The 18,508-nt window shown below is 46.2% G+C and carries 15 protein-coding genes; 12 read left to right on the plus strand and 3 right to left on the minus strand.

The window, feature by feature from the left end:
* The first annotated feature begins 222 nt into the window (after positions 1 to 222).
* The 7 genes from K5Q92_RS13950 (at position 223) to K5Q92_RS13980 (ending at position 7,653) form a co-directional block, all read left to right on the plus strand.
* Complete coding sequence (locus K5Q92_RS13950; RefSeq protein WP_220769605.1) at positions 223 to 1,380, plus strand: acyl-CoA dehydrogenase family protein; 1,158 nt, start codon at positions 223 to 225, stop codon at positions 1,378 to 1,380.
* A gap of 50 nt (positions 1,381 to 1,430) precedes the next feature.
* Complete coding sequence (locus K5Q92_RS13955; RefSeq protein WP_220769606.1) at positions 1,431 to 2,222, plus strand: enoyl-CoA hydratase; 792 nt, start codon at positions 1,431 to 1,433, stop codon at positions 2,220 to 2,222.
* On the plus strand, positions 2,222 to 3,391 hold the full coding sequence (locus K5Q92_RS13960; protein WP_220769607.1) for an enoyl-CoA hydratase/isomerase family protein: 1,170 nt from the start codon (positions 2,222 to 2,224) through the stop codon (positions 3,389 to 3,391). Before K5Q92_RS13955 ends, K5Q92_RS13960 begins: the two co-directional genes overlap by 1 nt.
* A gap of 119 nt (positions 3,392 to 3,510) precedes the next feature.
* Complete coding sequence (gene mmsB, locus K5Q92_RS13965; RefSeq protein ID WP_220769608.1) at positions 3,511 to 4,422, plus strand: 3-hydroxyisobutyrate dehydrogenase; 912 nt, start codon at positions 3,511 to 3,513, stop codon at positions 4,420 to 4,422.
* A gap of 11 nt (positions 4,423 to 4,433) precedes the next feature.
* Complete coding sequence (locus K5Q92_RS13970; RefSeq protein WP_220769609.1) at positions 4,434 to 5,192, plus strand: SDR family oxidoreductase; 759 nt, start codon at positions 4,434 to 4,436, stop codon at positions 5,190 to 5,192.
* 124 nt (positions 5,193 to 5,316) lie between these two features.
* Positions 5,317 to 5,544, plus strand: coding sequence for a hypothetical protein (locus K5Q92_RS13975; protein ID WP_220769610.1), 228 nt, complete (start codon positions 5,317 to 5,319; stop codon positions 5,542 to 5,544).
* Between the two features lie 75 nt (positions 5,545 to 5,619).
* Positions 5,620 to 7,653, plus strand: coding sequence for a prolyl oligopeptidase family serine peptidase (locus K5Q92_RS13980; RefSeq protein WP_220769611.1), 2,034 nt, complete (start codon positions 5,620 to 5,622; stop codon positions 7,651 to 7,653).
* 81 nt (positions 7,654 to 7,734) lie between these two features.
* Here K5Q92_RS13980 and cueR read toward each other — a convergent pair whose 3' ends face one another.
* Positions 7,735 to 8,136 (minus strand): Cu(I)-responsive transcriptional regulator, encoded by a 402-nt coding sequence (cueR, locus tag K5Q92_RS13985; RefSeq protein WP_220769612.1) that lies wholly within the window; start codon positions 8,134 to 8,136, stop codon positions 7,735 to 7,737.
* Between the two features lie 119 nt (positions 8,137 to 8,255).
* On the opposite strand from cueR, the gene K5Q92_RS13990 reads away from it, so the two are divergent.
* The 4 genes from K5Q92_RS13990 to K5Q92_RS14005 all read left to right on the plus strand — a co-directional run bounded on the left by K5Q92_RS13990 (position 8,256) and on the right by K5Q92_RS14005 (position 15,319).
* Positions 8,256 to 10,493: a heavy metal translocating P-type ATPase gene (locus tag K5Q92_RS13990; protein ID WP_220769613.1), complete on the plus strand. Its 2,238-nt coding sequence runs from the start codon at positions 8,256 to 8,258 to the stop codon at positions 10,491 to 10,493.
* Between the two features lie 278 nt (positions 10,494 to 10,771).
* Positions 10,772 to 12,364, plus strand: a complete 1,593-nt coding sequence (locus K5Q92_RS13995; protein ID WP_220769614.1) for an ABC-F family ATPase — start codon at positions 10,772 to 10,774, stop codon at positions 12,362 to 12,364.
* A gap of 429 nt (positions 12,365 to 12,793) precedes the next feature.
* A complete protein-coding gene (locus K5Q92_RS14000) occupies positions 12,794 to 14,347 on the plus strand; it encodes an Ig-like domain-containing protein (RefSeq protein ID WP_259649579.1) in 1,554 nt (517 codons plus the stop codon).
* 84 nt (positions 14,348 to 14,431) lie between these two features.
* On the plus strand, positions 14,432 to 15,319 hold the full coding sequence (locus tag K5Q92_RS14005) for a helix-turn-helix transcriptional regulator (RefSeq protein WP_220769616.1): 888 nt from the start codon (positions 14,432 to 14,434) through the stop codon (positions 15,317 to 15,319).
* A 307-nt stretch (positions 15,320 to 15,626) separates the two neighbouring features.
* Here the strand turns inward: K5Q92_RS14005 and K5Q92_RS14010 are convergent, their stop codons facing one another.
* A complete protein-coding gene (locus tag K5Q92_RS14010) occupies positions 15,627 to 16,796 on the minus strand; it encodes a multidrug effflux MFS transporter (RefSeq protein ID WP_220769617.1) in 1,170 nt (389 codons plus the stop codon).
* Positions 16,797 to 16,803: 7 nt separating this feature from the next.
* On the minus strand, positions 16,804 to 17,448 hold the full coding sequence (locus tag K5Q92_RS14015) for a recombinase family protein (protein WP_220769618.1): 645 nt from the start codon (positions 17,446 to 17,448) through the stop codon (positions 16,804 to 16,806).
* Positions 17,449 to 17,891: 443 nt separating this feature from the next.
* On the opposite strand from K5Q92_RS14015, the gene K5Q92_RS14020 reads away from it, so the two are divergent.
* Entirely contained in the window at positions 17,892 to 18,377 is a 486-nt protein-coding gene (locus K5Q92_RS14020; protein ID WP_220769619.1) for a VOC family protein, read from the plus strand.
* Positions 18,378 to 18,508 lie beyond the last annotated feature (131 nt).

An 18,508-nucleotide genomic window follows, 5' to 3' on the forward strand; every position in this document is an offset into this window, starting at 1 on the left:
AGTTGAGGCTTAGCCGACTTCCCCTAAATGAACTAAAGCTAAATACAGTGATTAGCGTATTTAGACTAATAAAACAGAACAAAACGATAAATAACGAATAGAGGTCTGTAGCGGTAGCGACTAGATAAAAGCACCGCAGTAAAGACTCACGGCCTTTTTGCTTGATGGTACAGAGCTAGAACCTAGAGCAGAGGCAATTGATAGAACAATAGGAGTACCCAGATGGATTTCAACCTGAATGAAGACCAACGCCAATTTAGCGATCTTGCTCAGCAGTTTTCAACCGAGGAACTCGCGCCGTTTGCTGCTAAGTGGGATGAAGAGCATCACTTTCCAAAAGATGTGATTCAAAAAGCGGGAGAATTAGGTTTTTGCTCGCTATATTCGCCAGAGTCTGAAGGTGGAATGGGATTGTCGCGTTTAGACTCATCGATTATTTTTGAGCAGCTGTCGATGGGCTGCACCGCGACAACTGCCATGCTCACTATCCATAATATGGCCACTTGGATGGTGACCAGCTTTGGTGGTGAAACACTACGCCAAGAGTGGTCTGAGCGTCTTACTACTGGCGAAAAATTAGCGTCATATTGCTTAACTGAGCCAGGAGCGGGCAGTGATGCCGCTGCGCTGCAAACCAAGGCTGTGCGTGATGGTGATGAGTATGTTATTTCAGGTTCGAAAGTCTTTATCTCTGGCGCGGGCGCTACCGATCTATTAGTAGTGATGTGCCGCACCGGAGACGCTGGGCCTAAAGGGATCTCGGCGATAGCCGTTCCAGCCGATGCTGCAGGTATCATCTATGGCAAGGCGGAAGATAAGATGGGCTGGAATGCTCAGCCGACTCGTGAAATCACCTTTGAAAATGTGCGTGTGCCAGTCGCTTACTTACTCGGTGAAGAAGGGCAAGGCTTTACCTTCGCTATGAAGGGGCTCGATGGTGGCCGCATTAACATTGCTACCTGTTCAATCGGTACCGCTCAGGCCGCACTTGAGCGAGCGACACAATATATGAACGAGCGTAAGCAGTTCGGTAAGCCTTTGGCAGCTTTTCAGGCGCTGCAATTTAAGTTGGCCGATATGGCGACTGAGCTGGTGGCCGCTCGCCAGTTAGTGCGTCTAGCAGCTTTTAAACTCGATCAGCAAGATCCTGAAGCCACTGCTTACTGCGCCATGGCAAAACGCTTTGCCACCGATATCGGTTTTCAGGTGTGTGATGCAGCGCTACAAATTCATGGCGGCTATGGTTACATTCGTGAATACCCGCTAGAGCGTCATGTTCGTGATGTGCGAGTTCACCAAATATTAGAGGGAACTAACGAAATCATGCGATTGATTATCTCTCGTCGTTTATTGGATGAAAACGCGGGCGCAATCCTCTAAGCGCCTTGCATCAGCTTTAAATTGATTTCAGTCTTATAAAGGAGTTATTCATGTCTGCTGAGAATAAAAAGTCTCTGTTAATCGAACAGATTGTTGGTCATACCGCAGTGATCAGCATGAACAATCCACCTGCTAACACTTGGACCGCCGAGAGCCTGCAAGAGCTAAAGCAAAAAGTGCTCGCCCTCAATGAAAACAAAGAGGTATATGCCTTAGTGATCACCGCCGAAGGCGACAAGTTCTTCTCGGCTGGCGCGGATCTAAAACTGTTTGCCGATGGTGATAAGCAAAATGCAGCCGATATGGCGCGCTATTTTGGTGAAGCCTTCGAAACCTTAAGCTCTTTTCGTGGTGTATCGATTGCGGCCATTAATGGTTACGCCATGGGCGGCGGCTTAGAAGTTGCACTTGCCTGTGATCTTCGCATCTGTGAGCAGCAGGCGCAGATGGCGCTCCCCGAGGCCACTGTAGGCCTACTGCCTTGTGCGGGTGGTACCCAAAACCTAACTGCGCTTGTGGGCGAAGGCTGGGCGAAGCGAATGATTTTATGTGGCGAGCGTATTACTGCCGAGAAAGCCGAGCAGATAGGCCTAGTCGAAGAGGTGGTAGTGCAGGGCAATGCCTTTAACGCAGCAATGGCCTTGGCCGAGAAAGTAGCGAATCAGAGTCCAAGCAGTGTTAAGGCTTGTAAACAGTTGGTTCAAGCGGGACGCAACATGCCCAGATCCCAAGTGCTGCCGTTGGAGCGGGAGTATTTCGTCAATTTATTCGATACGGAAGATCAGGCTGAAGGGGTAAATGCCTTCTTAGGTAAGCGCAAAGCTATTTGGAAGAACGGTTAATGGGCGGGGCAAATTTGGACGCTGCAGTAAAAAACGGTGCAGCTGAGCAGGTGCTATTTAGCACCTTAACAACCGACAGCGGCAAGCAAATCGGTGTGGCGACGCTTAATATCGAAAAAGCGCTCAATGCGTTAAACCTAAACATGGTGCAGATGTTAACGGCCCAGCTAACAGCGTGGCGTGGTGATGACAATATTGTCGCCGTGGTACTCGATGGGGCTGGTGAAAAAGCTTTTTGTGCTGGTGGAGATGTGCGCGCCATCTATCAAGCATCGGTGAAGGCGCCGGGCGAAGTAACAGATGCGGCAACCGAATTCTTTAAGCAAGAGTATGAGCTTGATTATCTGCTACATAGCTTTGGCAAGCCAGTGGCGGTTTGGGGCGATGGCATCGTCATGGGCGGCGGCCTAGGTTTGATGATTGGTGCGAGCCACCGCATCGTCACCGAGCGTTCACGTATCGCCATGCCTGAGGTTACTATCGGCTTATACCCAGATGTGGGCGGCAGTTATTTCTTAAATCGTATGCCGGGCAGGACCGGATTATTTTTAGGAATGACCGCCTATAACATGAGCGGCGCAGATGCCCATTATGTTGGCATAGGGAATCATTATCTTAATGGTGATGATAGAGCAGCATTTTTCGATGCATTAGTTAGCGTTAATTGGTGTGATAACCAAGATGATAACCATCAAGCCTTGCACAGCTTGCTCGATATGATGCAGGACAAATGCGCCACCTCACTGGCAGCGAGTCAGCTTGAACAAAACCAAGGGCTTATTGACGAGCTAATGACGGGGTCATTGGACGAGATCGTTGCGCGTGTCAGCGTGCACGATGAGCAAACTGCGACAGCACATCCTTGGTTAGCGAAAGCGATTAAGACCCTATTAGCGGGTAGCCCAATCAGCTTGAGTTTGGTGCATCTGCAGTCAGGACTGGGTGAAGAGCTGAGCCTAGCCGAGTGTTTTAAGTTGGAGCTTGGTTTAAGTGTTAATTGTTGTGCCAAGGCCGACTTTGCAGAAGGGGTTCGAGCTTTGCTTATCGATAAAGATCGTAACCCACAGTGGCGCTTTGCCACTGTTGAGGCTATCCCAGAGGGTTATGCACAAGCGTTGCTGAAATCGCCTTGGGATGATGAAAACCATCCGCTTAAGGCTATGGGCTAAAAATAGATTCACTCTCTGCAGAGGCGATGCCTCAATAGAAGATAGACGCGAGCGGCGGTTCATACTGCCGCTATAACGGATTAAGTACCAAGCACTCACAAGGTGAGCTGGAGCGAATAATGAGTACAGTTGCATTTATTGGTTTGGGAAACATGGGCGGCCCGATGGCGGCCAATCTGATTAAGGCGGGTTTTACCGTTAAAGTATTCGATCTGGTGCCGGCAGCGATGCAAGCACTAGCACAACAGGGGGCGCTCACTGCGACAAGTGCCTGCGGCGCAGCTGCCGGGGCGGATATCGTTGTGACCATGCTACCTGCGGGCAAGCATGTACGCAGCCTTTATGTAAGCGATGATACAAATAAAGGTCTTATCGATGTGGTGGCGCCGGGAACCTTACTTATCGACTGCTCAACCATAGATGCTGACAGTGCGCGATTTGTGGCTGAGCATGCGGCCAATAAGGACTTAGAGTTTATCGATGCGCCAGTTTCTGGCGGCACAGCAGGTGCGGCAGCTGGTACATTGACCTTTATTTGTGGTGGCAGCGATAAGGCATTTGAACAGGCGCAGGGCGCACTGAATGCTATGGGCGCGAATATCTTCCACGCAGGTGGTCCTGGTGCTGGGCAAGTCGCTAAGATATGTAATAATATGCTGCTTTCGGTATTGATGGTTGCTACATCGGAATCGCTGCAGATGGGAGTCGATCATGGACTCGATCCTAAGGTCCTATCCGATATCATGAAAGTTAGTAGTGGTGGCAATTGGACGTTAGATAAATATAATCCTTGTCCAGGTGTGATGGAGTCGGTTCCTTCGTCAAACGATTATCAAGGTGGCTTTATGGTCGACTTGATGGTGAAAGACTTAGGGCTTTCTCAAGAGGCGGCATTGTTATCTAATTCAAGCACACCTATGGGCGCATTAGCTCGTAGCCTCTATGTGAATCATGCGAAGCAGGGTAACGGTAAACGAGATTTTTCGAGTATTTTTGAGCAGTTTGCTCATTCAAAGCAGATAAAAAAATAAAGGGTGTTCCAATGGATTTAAAAGATAAGGTTGTTGTTATTACTGGTGGTGCAGGTGGACTAGGTTACGCCATGGCGGAAAATTTAGCGGCTGCAGGTGCCAAATTAGCACTTATCGACGTTGACCAAGAGAAGTTGGAAAAAGCCTGTGCCAATATAGGTGCAACGACTGAAGTTCAAGGCTATGCCGTTGATATTACAGATGAAGAAGATGTGTTTGCCACTTTTCAATTCATTAAAGAGGATTTTGGTCAGGTCAATGTTTTGGTGAACAACGCAGGGATCTTGCGTGACGGTCTGTTGCTGAAGGCGAAAGAGGATCAGGTATTCGACCGTATGTCGTTCGATCAATTCCAGTCGGTGATTAACGTGAACCTAACGGGATCATTCCTGTGCGGTCGCGAAGCAGCTGCTGCAATGATTGAGACTAAGCAAGAAGGGGTCATTATTAATATCTCTAGCCTTGCAAAAGCGGGTAACGTGGGCCAGACAAACTATGCCGCATCTAAGGCCGGTGTTGCAGCAATGAGCGTGGGCTGGGCAAAAGAGTTAGCGCGTTACAATATCCGAAGCGCTGCGGTAGCACCGGGAGTGATTGAAACCGAGATGACGGCGGCGATGAAGCCTGAAGCGTTAGAGCGTTTAGAGAAGATGGTTCCGGTTGGGCGTTTAGGTCAAGCACAAGAAATCGCAGCGACAGTTCGTTTTATCATAGAAAATGACTATGTTAACGGCCGCGTATTTGAAATCGATGGTGGCATTCGTTTGTAAGTCTTGATTACAAATGAAAAATAACGGGCTTAGGCCCGTTTTTTTATATGAGGATACGACGATTTGAACAATTGCTTAGCAATAGGCCATAATAGCTTCATTGTAAAAGGAATATGGCAGCAAAATGGATAAGCTTGAAAGAGCGACAAAATGGATGATGCTAGTCGTAGGTTGCGTCGGTCTGTTGGTGATCTATTTTGGCTTTTTTTATCTTCTTTTTACGGGCAGAAGCACGGCGGCCATCCCTTGGTACATCTTGCTGTCGCCTTGGGTGTGTATCTATTTTGGCCTAAGCCAGAAAAAGCAGTTGGCTGTCATTCGATGGTTTGTGAATAAATGGCCGCGAAAGTGAGTCGTTTGCTTGATACATTGTCATTTAGTTAGCAGGGTTAACTTGAGCTTTTAGGGCGAAATTCCTAGGTATAAAATGAAAGCGATTAAAACAACATTGTTAGCTTTAGCCGGCCTGTTAACCCTAATAGGCTGTGATAATGCATCTAAAAGGAGCGAAGTCACTGCTTCTAAGCCCGCTGTCGAAGGGAGCCGTGTTGCCGAGTTTGGTAGTTGGGCTTCTCCGGTAACGCCTGAAGATGTATATGATCTCACCGATGATATCAGTGATGTGCGTGCGACATCTCAGGGCATTTATTTCGTGCAATCTAATGCCGACAATGAAGATAAGAAAGGCGTATATAGGTTAGAACGTGATGGCAGTGCCAGTAAGGTGGTATCGTCAAACTTCGATATCCGTAGTCGTGTCCATGAGTATGGTGGTTCGCCCTTTGTCGCTATTGGTAATAGCCTGTTTGCCACCAAATTTTCTGACCAAATTTTATATCGTATTGCGCCTAATCAAGCTCCCTTTCCCCTAACGCCAAATGGCACGCGTCATGCGGGCTGTATCTCAAACTCTAAGGCTTCACGACTTATCTGTATTCGTGAAGATCACCGCGGTAAAGGTGAGCCTGTAAATAGTTTAGTCGGTATCAACTTAAGCTATGCCGATGAAGGCGTTACATTGGTGACTGGGGCCGATTTTTACTCAAAGCCGGTGTTATCTCCTGACCAAACTCAGCTGGCGTGGGTATCATGGCAGCACCCGAATATGCAGTGGGATCAAACTCAGTTGTGGATCGCCGATATCGACGGCAAAGGAGCGATTCAAAATCCACGACAGATCCACACAGAGCAGAAAGGTGCCATTACTCAGCCTCTGTATAGCCCGACAGGGCAGCTTTACTTTATCGCCGACTTCAACAATTGGTGGAATATTTACCGCTTAAATGAGGCCTATGAGGTCGAAATTGTTTTAGAGCAACAAGCCGAGTTTGCCGATGCAGACTGGCGAGTTGGCAAGTATAGCTACGCCTTTGAAAATGAGCACTCGCTAGTGGCAAGTTTTAGCCATGAAGGCCAAGCGCATCTGATCCGTATCGATACCATGAGCGGTACTGTGGATGCGATAGCGGTGGATTTTGCTGAGATAGCCTACGTAACACAACATGAAAATGAAGTGTTATTTGTCGGGGCTAAAGAGACACCAGAGAAGGGGATTTATAAAGTGCAGGGGCGCTCAGCTCAACTTGTTTATGCGCCTAAGTTACCAGTGATGGATCCTAATTTTATCTCTAGAGCTCAGAGCTTGAGTTTTAAAACAGCAGATGGACAGACCGCTTATGGCTACCTGTATCAGCCTAAGAACCCAAATTTTCAAGGTCCTAAGGATCAAGAGCCTCCTTTGGTCATGATGATGCATCCTGGGCCAACGGCAAAGGCGAGCCGCGTCTTTAGGCGGGATATTCAGTATTGGACTAGCCGGGGCTTTGCTGTATTTGATGTGAATTACCGCGGGAGTACCGGTTTTGGACGAGATTATCGTAACAGTCTCTATGGTAATTGGGGCAAGTCAGATGTGGAGGATGCGGTGCGAGCCGCAGGCTTCTTGGTTAATAGTGGATATGTCGATGGGCGCAAACTGGCGATAAGAGGTAACCGTGCCGGAGGTTTTACCGCGCTGTCGGCGGTGGCTTTTTACAGTACCTTCGGAGCGGGCGTCAGCTACTCTGGGATCAGCGATATGGAAGAGTTTAAGCGTCACTCCCATAAGTTTGAATCCCACTACTTACTGCGATTGCTCGGCAATATAGATAACTATCACCAGCGTTCGGCGATGTCGAATATTAAAGGTGTGAACGAGCCTTTACTGCTTATTCAGGGGGTGAATGATTCGCTCATTCCAGCCGAACAGTCGTTGATAATTTATCAGGCCGTCAAGAACAGGGGAGTGCCTGTAGCTTACCTTGAGTTTAATGAAGATGCGGCAAATCGAGTTTCTGCTCAGAGCAAGAAGCTGGCTCTGGAAGCAGAGCTCTCTTTCTACGGACAGATCTTTGGCTTTACTCCCGCGGGCAGCTTACCGGCATTAGCGATCGAAAATATCGACAACCTACGCCGCAGATAAGCCGTAAATCGTTTCTGTAGCCTGTAGCTAGCGTATGTTGATAGTGTCTAGTCCTAAAATAGGTTGTTAGTTTTGAGTATGCTAGCTAGCGCCGTGTTGCTTTTGACTCAGGCCCGTGAGTATGGCGCAGTTGGGCTGTTCGCCTCCTTGGCAGTCGTGAATAAGCTGAGTCAGTTGCTCTCTTAAGTTGCTTAGCTGGGTAATGCGCGTTTCGATATCCTGTAAGTGGTGCATCGCGAGCGCCTTCACATCGGCTGCATTACGATCTGAGTTATTTTGTAACTCGAGTAGCGTCTTACATTCCTCTAACGCAAAGCCGAGTGTGCGGCAATGTTGAATAAACATCAGCGCTTCAATTGAACTTTGACTGTATTCTCGATAGCCATTGTCACCGCGCAGACCGAGTACTAGCCCAATATCATGATAGTAACGGATCCTTTTGACCGAGAGTCCGGTTAATTTTGCTACCTCTCCAATTTTCATTAGAACTCTCCTAATATTAATTCAACTAATTTCAATTTAGCTCAACTTTCGCTTTGACTCTCCCCTTATGGGAGACATTACTCTTAGTGACATCAAGAAACAAATTGGGAATTGTTCTAATGGCTAACTTAAGTTTATATGTACCTAAGATGAGCTGTGCCAGCTGTGTTGCAAAGATTGAAACAGCCTTTGCCGATGCCAGCCAAAAAGACCAACGAGATATCAGCGCCAGAGTGAATTTAGCCGATAAGTTGGTATTGGTGTCCGGTGATATTGTAGCAAAAGAGGCACTCGAGATAATCATTAGTGTGGGTTATGAGGGGGAGTTGGTGATCGATGCCCGCTCCGCCGCCGAGCAAAAAAGTGATGATGAACGCAAAGAGTATCGCCGAAGGCTAATACAGGCGGGCATTGGCTTAGGTTTAGGTGTGCCGTTAATGCTTTGGGGCTTACTCGGCGGTGAAATGATGGTGAACAATGCCCAGCAGCAATTGGCTTGGGGCGCAGTCGGCATTATCACCTTCTTGGTGATGCTATTCACCGGAGCTCATTTTTATCAAGGCATGTGGCGTGCCATAAAAGCAAAATCCGCCAATATGGATACGCTTATCGCTTTAGGCACTAGTGCTGCTTGGATCTACTCCATGATGGTTGTAACAGCCCCCGAGTGGTTTCCAGCCGATACGCGGCATGTGTACTTTGAGGCCAGTGTAATGATCTTAGGCTTAATCAATCTCGGCCATGCTTTAGAGCTGCGCGCACGGGGCAAAACCAGTGAGGCGGTGAAGCGCCTGCTGGGTTTGCAGGTAACCACTGCAACACGGATAACAGAGAGTGGCGATGAGGAAGTTGAGATCAACCTGCTGCAGGTGGGAGATAAATTGCGCCTTAAGCCTGGTGATAGAGTCGCATTAGATGGAGAGATCTTAACGGGGCAGACGACTCTCAATGAGTCCATGCTGACCGGAGAGCCTATTCCGGTTGATAAAACGGTAGGCGACACCATTAGCGCGGGCACAGTCAACGGTAACGGAGCTGTTATCTACAGAGCTACCGCAAGCGCTAAAGATACTAAGCTGTCAAAGATCATTGAATTAGTGCAGCAGGCGCAGACCTCTAAGATGCCTATTGGGCGACTAACCGATAAGATCTCCGCCTACTTCGTTCCTGTGGTCGTCATTATCGCGCTGCTTAGCTCAGCTTTTTGGTACCTGTTTGGTCCACAGCCTGCGTTATCCCATGCCTTAGTGGTGTTAACCAGCGTACTGATTATCGCCTGTCCTTGTGCACTGGGACTGGCTACCCCAATGTCGATCATGGTGTCTGTTGGCCGCGCGGCGCAGATTGGGGTTTTGGTGAGAAATGGTGAGGCGCTTCAAACCGCCAGTAAAGTCACTACTGTGGTACTCGATAAAACGGGCACGATTACGGCCGGTAAGCCCGAAGTCCATGAGATTGTGATACTAAAACCTGAGCTTGATGAACTCAGCCTGCTCGGTGATGTCGCCGCATTGGAGCAACACTCAGAGCATCCTCTTGCGAGCGCAATTATCGATAAAGCGAAGACGGTAGCGGTTAAGTTTATTGAGCCTGAAAGTTTCACCAATATACAAGGAAAAGGGATTGTCGGCACCGTCAACGGTAAACACTATAGCATTGGTAATTTGAGCCTAATGCAGCAGGCTGGTATCGATAATCTTGCGGATTATCAAGCGCAGATCTCAGAGTTTGCCAATCAAGGCCAGACTCCCGTGTTTGTGGCTAGCGACAGACAATTACTGGCTTTTATTGCCATTGCCGATCCAATAAAGCCCGATGCCATGCAAGCGGTGCAGAAGATGCAACAAGCGGGACTTAAGTTAGTGTTACTTACCGGAGATAACCAACAGACGGCCCGAGCGGTTGCCGATAAAGTTGGGATCACTAGGGTATTTGCCGAGGTGTTACCTGAAGATAAGCAGTCAAAAGTGATTGAGCTCAAGCGCGCTGGCGAAGTGGTAGCCATGGTGGGGGATGGTATTAATGATGCGCCCGCATTGATGAGCGCGGATGTGGGGTTTGCCATGGGAAGTGGCACGGAGATCGCTATCGAAAGCGCCGACTTTACCTTGCTATCAACACGACTAGTGGTGATTGCCGATACACTTTTACTGGCTAAGGCGAGCATGAGAAACATCAAGCAAAATTTGTTTGGTGCATTTATTTACAATACCTTAGGGATCCCTATCGCAGCTGGCGTGTTATTTCCCTTTACTGGACTCTTATTAAGCCCAGTGATTGCTGGCGCGGCTATGGCATTATCATCACTAACTGTGGTGAGCAATGCGAATAGGTTGAGGCGGGTCGCCCTTGGTTAGCATTAGAAAGCTCAGGGAGTTAAGCGTGATGAGTGCTTTAATCTACAGGCAAAACCATGAATGGGGAATTCAGCTAAATGTCACCGCAAACGGCTATTGGCAGTTGATAAATTAGCCTAAAATGCTATAGTATCGCGCTTAATTTTACAGGCTTGGCGCCAAGCGGCGTCAACCTTCGGCCAGTAGGTCGGTATCGGGTAAAATCTTGGTACTGGGCTACTGGTTTTTGTTTTATCTATGATGACGTTAATCATATAACCAAGAGCGGAATTGTCACTTTGATTACTACAGCTAATATCACCATGCAGTTTGGCGCTAAGCCACTGTTTGAAAACATCTCAATTAAGTTTGGCGGCGGAAACAGATACGGTCTGATCGGCGCGAACGGTTGTGGTAAATCAACCTTCATGAAGATCCTTGCTGGTGATCTAGAGCCAACAGCGGGTAACGTTTCATTAGATGTGAATGAACGTCTAGGTAAGCTAAGCCAGAACCAGTTCGGCTACGAAGAGTTTAGTGTTGTTGACACTGTAATCATGGGCCATGCTGAGCTTTGGGAAGTCAAGAAAGAGCGTGATCGCATTTACTCGCTTCCTGAGATGTCTGAAGAAGACGGCATCAAGGTTGCGGAGCTTGAGATGGAATTCGCTGAGATGGACGGTTATACCGCAGAGTCTCGCGCGGGTGAACTGTTAATGGGCGTAGGTATTGGTGTTGAGCAGCATTTTGGTCTAATGAGCGAAATCGCACCAGGCTTTAAGCTACGTGTACTTTTGGCTCAGGCACTATTTAGCGATCCAGATGTATTGCTGCTTGACGAACCAACCAACAACTTGGACATCGATACCATCCGCTGGTTGCAAGAGATGCTAAACCAACGTAACAGCACCATGATTATCATCTCACACGATAGATATTTCTTGAACTCTGTTTGTACTCATATGGCTGACTTAGATTACGGTGAGCTACGTGTTTATCCAGGTAACTACGATGAGTACATGATGGCGGCACAGCAAGCGCGTGAGCGTTTGATGTCTGATAACGCTAAGAAGAAGGCGCAGATTGCTGAGCTTCAAGGCTTCGTTGCACGTTTCTCTGCTAACGCATCTAAAGCTAAACAAGCCACATCACGTGCTAAGTTGATCGATAAGATTAAGCTTGATGAAGTGAAAGCATCTAGCCGTGTTAACCCATTCATCCGTTTCGAACAAGAGAAGAAACTGTTCCGTAACGCACTAGTGGTTGAAGATCTAGCGAAAGGTTTTGACCACACGCTATTTAAAGATCTAAACATTATTGCTGAAGTGGGCGAGCGTATCGCCATCTTGGGTGAGAACGGTGTGGGTAAAACCACATTACTTCGTACCCTAGTACATGATATCCCACAAGATAGCGGTACTATCCAGTGGTCTGAAAATTCATCCATTGGTTACTACGCACAGGATCATGAAGCAGATTTTGCTAACGATATGACATTGTTTGACTGGATGAGCCAATGGCGTAAACCAGAAGATGATGACCAGTCAGTTCGTGGTTACTTAGGTCGTATGCTATTTAGCTCTGATGACATCAAGAAGTCAGTTAAAGTGCTATCGGGTGGTGAGAAAGGGCGTATGCTGTTTGGTAAGCTAATTATGCAAAAGCCAAACATCTTGCTACTTGACGAACCAACCAACCACATGGATATGGAGTCTATTGAGTCATTGAACAATGCGCTTGAAATGTACGAAGGTACACTGTTTTTCGTCAGTCACGACCGTGCATTCGTATCATCTTTAGCAAACCGTATCCTTGAGATCACCCCTGAAGGCGTGAATGACTTCAAAGGAACTTATGATGAGTTCCTAGCGAGCAAAGGTATCGAAGGTTAATTTTATAGCTCTTGTCTTTTATTTAATTGAGAGATTTAGCTGATAGAGCTAGTTGATAGCTTTATGAAAGAAAAAGCCCGAGTAATCGGGCTTTTTTATGTCTGGAACATTTATGTCACGCTTGTTTCAAGTTTCTTCGTCAGATAGTTAGCAAGTATGACTCTTCATTCTTTGCATCCACCAATTCAGTCCCAACTGAATCATTGTTTCTTACTTATTTTCGCAAATATCGAGTACCTCAGAGTTACCACGTTTTGGAGTGTTTATTGAATCGTATACTCATAATTGGGTAAATAAAGAGATAGTTCACAAAACGGTTTAGAGGTGCTGGATTGACTATTCCGGGGCTATAAATGACCTGTTTTGATTATTACCGCTTCATTACTCTTTTACTGCGAAAGCAATATAAAATTAAAAGGAGTTATGATGATGAAAAGACATGTAATCGAACATGGTCGTCGAACACTAATCGCCAGTACGCTGATAGCGCTTATGGTTGGTTGTGGCAGTGATAATAAAAATAATGATGATAATGAAGGGGTTAACAAGCCCCCTGTGGCAGGCAGTCTATCTGTTGTTGCTCTTATTGGTGAGGAAACCGCCATTGATGTGTTGGCCGAGTCCAGCGACCCTGAGGGAGGTGAATTAACACTGTCTGAGGCGAAAGTGGTTAATGGTATCGGCGAAGTGCGAGTACAAGATGACCAACTTTGGTTTGAATCAGATGTTTATGGTATAGCCCAAATTGAGTACGTTATTCTTGATGACCACAGCAACGAGGGACGAGCAAAGGTAGATGTAGAAGTTAAGGCTAGTTTGCGAGATTACGTTGGTACTGAAACTTGCCTTGGTTGTCATACGGATAAGGCTAGTTTCCAAGAGACTGGCCATAACTTTAAGTTTAGTAAGGTTGAAAACGATCAGATGCCGGAGTTTCCTTTCATGACAATGGAAGGGATATTTGACCACTTAGAGGGGGTTGAAAATAGCTTGGGGGCACCGAAGAGTTGGGCTGATGTCAGCTATGTGCTCGGCGGTTATCAGCGACAAGGGATATTGCTGGATAAAAACGGTTATATGGTTAATGGTACCAAGGCTATGGTTGACGTAGTGCCAACAGGCGGAGTGATCACTGCCGATAGAATGGTACCGTTTGCCCCGGGTGCAGGTGCAGATGCTATGCCTTATAAATGCGGTTCCTGCCATAACACAGGTTGGCGAGATTACACTTCTGAACCAGGTGATCACCGTAATCGTCATCGTCAGGATGACTTAATTGGCATGGAGGGAACCTTCGCTCTGCCTGGTGTGCAATGTGAGGCGTGCCACGGTGCAGGTAGCGAACACGCTAAGCAACCCAGTAAAGATAATATCACTCGTAAAGCTGAGGGGCGTCTAACCGCGGACTTGACGGCACTGAATATGGCCTATGGAGAGCCTGTAGCCTGTGGTGAATGTCATACTAAAGAGGGAGAACGCTACTACCCAAGCTATCAGACACCCTATAATGCTGACTTTGGTGGAGACACTATTGGTGGGCGCTATAAGGAATATTTTGAAGAAGGTCGTACAGCTGGAGACGCCTTAATGGCGATTGATCCTGACACTGGTGTACCCAGTGGTTCGAAGCGTCATCTGCACTGTGCAGATTGCCACAACCCTCATCTATCCACCAACTTCCAGGATAAGCCTGGACACGAAAAGGCGTTGATAACTGAGTGTCAAGATTGTCACGGCAATAAGGAGTTTGCAGATGGGGCGACCAAAGTTCATGCAGTAGTAGCAGACTGTACTGATTGTCATATGCCGATAAACTCACATCTGTTTAAAATTGATCTGTCAGAACCTTCAGACAGCCCTTATCATTTCTCTAAGGATGGTAAGTTCCGTCAGCCTTGGTTGAGACCGTCACAGTCGTGTAAAGCGTGCCATGCAGAGGACTATGACGACAGAGCTTCACGAGTAGAGCGGATACACCGTTAAGTTATTTAAGTTGTGACACCGGGCTTGCTCGGTGTCTTTTCGAGTAGAGTGGAATTAGTTACCTTGGTTACGGATAGAAATTCAATGACCTCTTTAGATATTACCTCAATGAAAGGACGCGGCGATGCCAAGATGGCTGAAGCGGGGATTGATGTGGTGGAGTTGGAGCATATTTACGCTCATCAGAATCAAGATTCCAATAACCCATTTCAACCTCAATGCGCCAACTATTTTAGTTTTATCTATATCGAAAACGGGCAAGGGAAGCACTTGGTAGACGGTGTGTTGCACCCTTATCAGAGTGGTGATGTGATTTTTATTAATCAGGGGCAGCACCATGCATTCGATGCTGCGGACTCCCCCCAAGGTAAGATGGTTATTCTCACCCCAACTTTCTTTTCTGAGTGTTCCGCCAATATTCGCTACTCTTACTTTATTCCGTTTCACCTAAGCCTGTCCTGTGCTTCTGTACTGCGGCTTGAGTCTCAGCAAAGCCAAAATTGTCATAGCATGATTAATCTAATATCAGACGCTATTGCTGAACAGAGAGCTGACTCGATAGAGGTCAAACTACTATTTTCAGCAGTGGTGCTTAAGTTGGCTCAGTTGCGTAGTTCACAACAAAAGATGGCTGATGGTGAGCATAGGCAACGCTTTAGCGAGTTTCTTGGCTTGGTGGAGCAAAAGTTTCACTTTGAGCGCGAGGCTAAGCGTTATGCGGAGCAAATGCATCTAAGCTATAAAGCTTTAAATCAATTGTGTAAATGTTGTAGTGGGCGTACGGCTAAGCAGATTATAGACTTCCGTTTGAATTTAGAGATTATGCGCAAGCTGAGAATGCAAGGGGACTGTGTACAATCTATCGCCTTTGAGTTGGGTTTTGATGACATTACAAATTTTGTACGCTACTTCAAGCGCCTTAATGGGCAAACACCATCCTGTTATCGGGCGGCTCACAATGCCATTACCTAATGTTATTTGAGTTGAGAACTCTATCTAAAAATGTCATTTATACTGAGTGATAAGATTGCAGAAGGTATTGATTAAAAGGTAATTGACATAAGATTTTGTATTGTTCAATTAAATTCTGCCGCAGACGCTCCTCAATTTTCTCATCGACTCTAAACGCTATTTTTTAGATATTTTAAGGGCGTTTCTCTGTTTCCTACTATGAATAGAATGACTTTTTAGTGGGCAGGCTTCATTTACAGCAGCTGCAACGGCACCACTACCCATAATAGTCTTCCTAGTATCATTAATGAGGGATGATTGACTTGAGTTATTGCATAGCTTCTTGGGTGGCAAAGCCACGCAAAACATTAATGAGCGTAATTACTGCAAAGACAATAATGATCAAAGAAAGGTGCCAGGCTTGGCTCAAGCCTAAATTAACCAGTCCCATACTGATGATGGAGGAAACCACCATTTGGCCGCCTCCAGACATCGCAGCTGCCGCTCCCGCCTGTTTCTTGTATGGCTGCATAACCATGGCTTGAACACAAGGTAAAGCGATGCTGTTGCCTAAGATCATCAATAGCTGTCCGAGCATTAAATACAAAGGATCGAGTGGACAGAAAAATAACCATAGCGCTGCGGCCACATGTAGCACGGGAGTGCATAGCAGGAGCTTCTTACTACCGATTAAGGGGCGCACACGATTACAGATACTGGTACCCGCTAACATGCCTAATGCTGGGATGAGTGCCCACATTGCGTATTTATCAGACGTCATACCTATTTGGTTTTGCATGATAAATGGCATTAGCGAAATTGTGGTGATCATTAAACTAAAATTTAGCCAACCTATGCTGGCAAAACTCATGAAGTATCGTGAACTTAGCAGCTCACGATACTGAAGTAACACCTTCTTAGGAGACGGGAGGGGAGAGAGTTGGTCTAGGGTTTCTTGGAATCGCAATGCCACAATCCCCCAAACGACAGCTAGGTAGCCCAGCAAAGAGATGAACACCATAGTCCAACCAAAGTGGAAGTTGATGAAGCCACCGAGCACTGGAGCGAGAAGAGGTGTTATCGATGCAACCATTGCTATGTAGGACATTGCAACCGGCAGTTCTGCACCACTGAAGTTATCTCGTGTGGAGGCTCGAGCTAGTACTGCACAACATCCGGTACCTAAACCTTGAAGGAAGCGCCCTAGCACCATCCCCGTAAATGAATGGCTGAGAAAAATGATCATCAGTAGACCTAGCATGGCGATCATCAGACCAATCAACAATACTTTTTTGCGTCCAAGCGCATCAGAAATAGGGCCGTAGATAAACTGTGACGGACCAAACCCTAGTAAATAAATACTGACTAATATCTGAACCTGTTCATGGGAAACCGCAAAATCTTTGGCTATCCAGGGGAGCGATGGGAAGACTAATCCCATACTTAATTGCCCGACACTGATAATTAAACAGGCCAGTAAAATGGCTTTAAAATTCATGAATCTCTCACTCAGTATCATTCGAAGTTGAGCCCACTTTTCCTCTGCGTCTCAAGCTGCCTTCATTGTCAAATGTACCCAATTTGGCTTTGACTCGTTTTACGGTGGACATACTTACACCACACTGTTCTGCAACACTCAGTAGCGTCTCCCCTTCAAGTAACAATGTGGCGATTTGCTGATGTTTCTCCTTATTTGCAGGTCTACCGCTAAATCTTCGCTTCCATTGCTCAGAGTCGTGTTTGAGTGCATTTCTACCTTGCTCTGCAGCTAATAGCCGATGTTGGGTTTGTACTTTTCCATAACCCGATATGAGAGTCAGTAACCCATGGCTTAGAGTTGAATCGGCTTCAAATACCAGTGGTTCACAGGTCGTCTGCAATCTAACTCCTTTATCCAATAAGTGGTTGATGGTGTGTAAGGTTTGATTGAAATCATGACTGAAATCAGTCAACCACCAGATGATCACCGTATCTTTGGGTTTAACAGAGCTAAGTAATTGCTTAAACGCTGCTCGTTCCATGGGAGGAATATCACCACGTACTTTATCTTGGAAGTGCTCGGCCTCTGGGGCTAACAGCCTCATCGTTGCTAGCTGGCCTTGATAGGATTTGTTTTTGGGGGAGTACCGAGTATAAAGGTAGTTCTTCATTGCACCTCTTGGTGGTTCATTTGGTGTTATGGCTCATAATTGTAGTGAAATGAGTTAATATGTTCAAGACTCAATCAATAGAGAGTTATTTTATCCCCTGATGTGTGAGCGTATTTAACTGAATTTAAAATGAATATCTATCAATTTTCTTTTCTGTTTGCTCAGTTCAAATAAGTGGTAAGTATTGAGTTGAGCGCAAGTTAGCACTGAAAGGTCAGCAGCGACTACCAAGTTAATAGAGTGCAGTAGAATATATATGCGCAAAAGTTTTTCATTGTTGGCGGTTTAGCACTAAGCCATAGTGTCGGCTCGACAGTCTCTGGTTATAAAATTAAATTATCATTTTCATAATTAATGATAATTTAATATTTTTATTTTCTGGCCCTATACTTTAATCCATCGAAATGAGTAACGAATAGATTATTTGAGTCTGGAGCAAAATTATGAAGATGAATCACCTAGGTATCATGGTCGGCGATATGGATAAAGCCGTTGAGTTTTATACTAATGCTCTAGGGTTAAAAGTGGTGATGGGCAACACTCAAGTTATTGAAGAGCGTAAGACGGCTATTGGTAGAATGTGTATTGCGGTTTTCGGTGAAGGCTTTAAAGGTTTCAATATTGCTCACCTTGTGACAACGGATGGGATTGGCGTTGAACTGTTTGAAATGGTTGATCGTCAAGAACGCCATGAAGTCGATTTCTCTCGTATTGGTATTTTCCATTTCTGTCTTCAAACTGACGACTTTGAAGGCGCGATTAAGCGTACTGAGGAATTTGGTGGTAGAGTGCGTATGGATATTATGCGTTACCATCCGGAAGATGATAATAAACAAGCTAAAATGGTTTATCTAGAAGATCCCTTCGGTAATTTGTTTGAACTCTACTCACACACTTACGAAGAAACATACGCGTCTGATTATGAGTAATTGATTCTGAAGCGTGCACGCACACAAAAGGGTTAGCAGCAATGCTAACCCTTTTTGTATGACTGAAAAGTTAGCTCAACGTCATCGCTCTTTTAGACTGAAGCTAACTATCGCTCTCGTTTAATAGTATG

Origin of the sequence: Shewanella sp. MBTL60-007 (genome assembly GCF_019654915.1) — a bacterium.
Lineage (GTDB): Bacteria > Pseudomonadota > Gammaproteobacteria > Enterobacterales > Shewanellaceae > Shewanella.